This window comes from Roseicyclus mahoneyensis, from assembly GCF_003148775.1.
Taxonomy (GTDB): Bacteria; Pseudomonadota; Alphaproteobacteria; order Rhodobacterales; family Rhodobacteraceae; genus Roseicyclus; species Roseicyclus mahoneyensis.
Map to the genome: position 1 here is coordinate 2,501 of NZ_QGGW01000024.1, position 3,298 is coordinate 5,798.

Consider the following 3,298-nt stretch of genomic DNA (forward strand, 5'->3'; position numbering starts at 1 on the left):
GTGCCTCAAGTAGCCGAAAGGCGATAGGGGGTGTCAAACCTGTCTTTTTCTGGATCAAATCAAGCGCGAAAAGGGCGTTTGGTGGATGCCTTGGCAGTAAGAGGCGATGAAGGACGTGATACTCTGCGATAAGCCATGGGGAGCTGAGAATGAGCTTTGATCCATGGATTTCCGAATGGGGCAACCCACCTGATACTCGGTTATTGTTAGCCACGACGGGTCAAACCGGCGCGGGTTATCAATAATCGGGTGAACCAGGTATTTTTAGCCTGAATATATAGGGTTAAAAAGGCAAACCCGGGGAACTGAAACATCTAAGTACCCGGAGGAAAGGACAGCAATTAGCGACTCCCCTAGTAGCGGCGAGCGAACGGGGATCAGCCGAGCCGTGAGTGTGACCAGAACAGGTTGGAAAACCTGACCATAGTGGGTGACAGTCCCGTATGGGAAGCATGATCGGACGCATTAAGTAGGGCGGGACACGTGAAATCCTGTCTGAAGATCGGAGGACCACCTTCGAAGGCTAAGTACTCCTTACTGACCGATAGCGAACCAGTACCGTGAGGGAAAGGTGAAAAGCACCCCGACGAGGGGAGTGAAACAGTACCTGAAACCGAACGCCTACAATCAGTCGGAGCCCCCTTGAGGGGTGACGGCGTACCTTTTGTATAATGGGTCATCGACTTGGTCTTACGAGCAAGCTTAAGCCGGTAGGTGTAGGCGCAGCGAAAGCGAGTCTTAATAGGGCGTTGAGTTCGTGGGATCAGACCCGAAACCGAGTGATCTAGGCATGATCAGGATGAAGGCAAGGTAACACTTGCTGGAGGTCCGAACCCACACCTGTTGAAAAAGGTCGGGATGAATTGTGCCTAGGGGTGAAAGGCCAATCAAACTCGGAGATAGCTGGTTCTCCGCGAAATCTATTTAGGTAGAGCGTCAGACGAATACCCCGGGGGGTAGAGCACTGGATGGGTAATGGGGCCCCACAGGCTTACTGATCCTAACCAAACTCCGAATACCCGGGAGTAATATCTGGCAGACACACGGCGGGTGCTAACGCCCGTCGTGAAGAGGGAAACAACCCTGACCTCCAGCTAAGGCCCCTAATTCATGGCTAAGTGGGAAAGCAGGTGGGACGACCAAAACAACCAGGAGGTTGGCTTAGAAGCAGCCATCCTTTAAAGATAGCGTAACAGCTCACTGGTCTAAACAAGTTGTCCTGCGGCGAAGATGTAACGGGGCTCAAGCCATGAGCCGAAGCTGAGGATGCACATAGTGCATGGTAGCGGAGCGTAGTGTGACATAACTCCATGTGTCTTATGTTTTACAGCGGCCCGAGGCGCTCTAGCAGCGCAGCGGTAGCGCATAAAATAGCGGACACAAGGAGTTTTCTGTGAAGCCGGGGCGTGAGCCATCCGGTGGAGAGATCACTAGTGAGAATGATGACGTGAGTAGCGACAAACAGGGTGAGAGACCCTGTCGCCGAAAGTCCAAGGGTTCCTGCTTAAAGCTAATCTGAGCAGGGTAAGCCGACCCCTAAGGCGAGGCCGAAAGGCGTAGTCGATGGGAACCAGGTTAATATTCCTGGGCCATGTGGTGGTGACGGATCTCGAGGGTTGTTCTTCCTTATCGGATTGGAAGGGCCGCTTAGAGGTTCCTGGAAATAGCCCCACTGTAAGATCGTACCCTAAACCGACACAGGTGGACTGGTAGAGAATACCAAGGCGCTTGAGAGAACGATGTTGAAGGAACTCGGCAAAATACCTCCGTAAGTTCGCGAGAAGGAGGCCCCGTTGGTAGGCAACTATTGGCGGGGGGCACAAACTAGGGGGTGGCGACTGTTTATTAAAAACACAGGGCTCTGCGAAGTCGTAAGACGACGTATAGGGTCTGACGCCTGCCCGGTGCCGGAAGGTTAAAAGGAGGGGTGAGAGCTCCGAATTGAAGCCCCGGTAAACGGCGGCCGTAACTATAACGGTCCTAAGGTAGCGAAATTCCTTGTCGGGTAAGTTCCGACCTGCACGAATGGCGTAACGACTTCCCCGCTGTCTCCAACATCGACTCAGCGAAATCGAATTGCCTGTCAAGATGCAGGCTTCCCGCGGTTAGACGGAAAGACCCCGTGCACCTTTACTATAGCTTCGCACTGGCATCAGGACTGCAATGTGCAGGATAGGTGGTAGGCTTTGAAGCAGGGACGCCAGTTTCTGTGGAGCCACCCTTGAGATACCACCCTTTGCATTCTTGATGTCTAACCGCGGTCCGTTATCCGGATCCGGGACCATGCGTGGTGGGTAGTTTGACTGGGGCGGTCGCCTCCTAAAGAGTAACGGAGGCGCGCGAAGGTTGGCTCAGAGCGGTCGGAAATCGCTCGTTGAGTGCAATGGCAGAAGCCAGCCTGACTGCGAGACTGACAAGTCGAGCAGAGTCGAAAGACGGCCATAGTGATCCGGTGGTCCCAAGTGGGAGGGCCATCGCTCAACGGATAAAAGGTACGCCGGGGATAACAGGCTGATGGTGCCCAAGAGTCCATATCGACGGCACCGTTTGGCACCTCGATGTCGGCTCATCTCATCCTGGGGCTGGAGCAGGTCCCAAGGGTACGGCTGTTCGCCGTTTAAAGAGGTACGTGAGCTGGGTTTAGAACGTCGTGAGACAGTTCGGTCCCTATCTGCCGTGGGTGTAGGATACTTGAGAGGAGTTGCCCCTAGTACGAGAGGACCGGGGTGAACGATCCACTGGTGGACCAGTTGTCATGCCAATGGCAGTGCTGGGTAGCTATGATCGGAAAGGATAACCGCTGAAGGCATCTAAGCGGGAAGCCCCCCTCAAAACAAGGTATCCCTGAGAGCCGAGATAGACCATCTCGTCGATAGGCCGGAGATGTAAGCGCAGTAATGCGTTCAGTTGACCGGTACTAATTGCTCGATAGGCTTGATTTGATCCAGTGAAAGCCAGGAATGGCCGAGCGGATCCAAAAGCATCACCAATATCAGTGTGCTTGACTTGGATGTGTTTCTTTTTCGGTTTGGTGGTCATAGCGTGAGCAAAACACCCGGCTCCATTCCGAACCCGGCCGTTAAGTGCCACTGCGCTGATGGTACTGCGTCTTAAGGCGTGGGAGAGTAAGTCACCGCCAAACCTAAAAAGAAACATACGTATCTCTCAAATGATGATCACCAACCTCGGCTCTCCTTAACAGGCACCGCCGAGACAATTGGCGCGGGGTGGAGCAGCCCGGTAGCTCGTCAGGCTCATAACCTGAAGGTCACAGGTTCAAATCCTGTCCCCGCAACCA

The 3,298-nt window shown here is 53.8% G+C and carries 1 tRNA gene and 2 rRNA genes; all 3 read left to right on the forward strand.

Going from position 1 to position 3,298, the window contains the following annotated elements:
- Positions 1-57 precede the first annotated feature (57 nt).
- The 3 genes from C7455_RS19690 to C7455_RS19700 all read left to right on the forward strand — a co-directional run bounded on the left by C7455_RS19690 (position 58) and on the right by C7455_RS19700 (position 3,298).
- Positions 58-2,942: ribosomal RNA gene (locus C7455_RS19690) — 23S ribosomal RNA — on the forward strand.
- Between the two features lie 85 nt (positions 2,943-3,027).
- A 5S ribosomal RNA gene (gene rrf / locus C7455_RS19695) occupies positions 3,028-3,142 on the forward strand.
- A gap of 79 nt (positions 3,143-3,221) precedes the next feature.
- Positions 3,222-3,298, forward strand: a tRNA-Met gene (locus C7455_RS19700).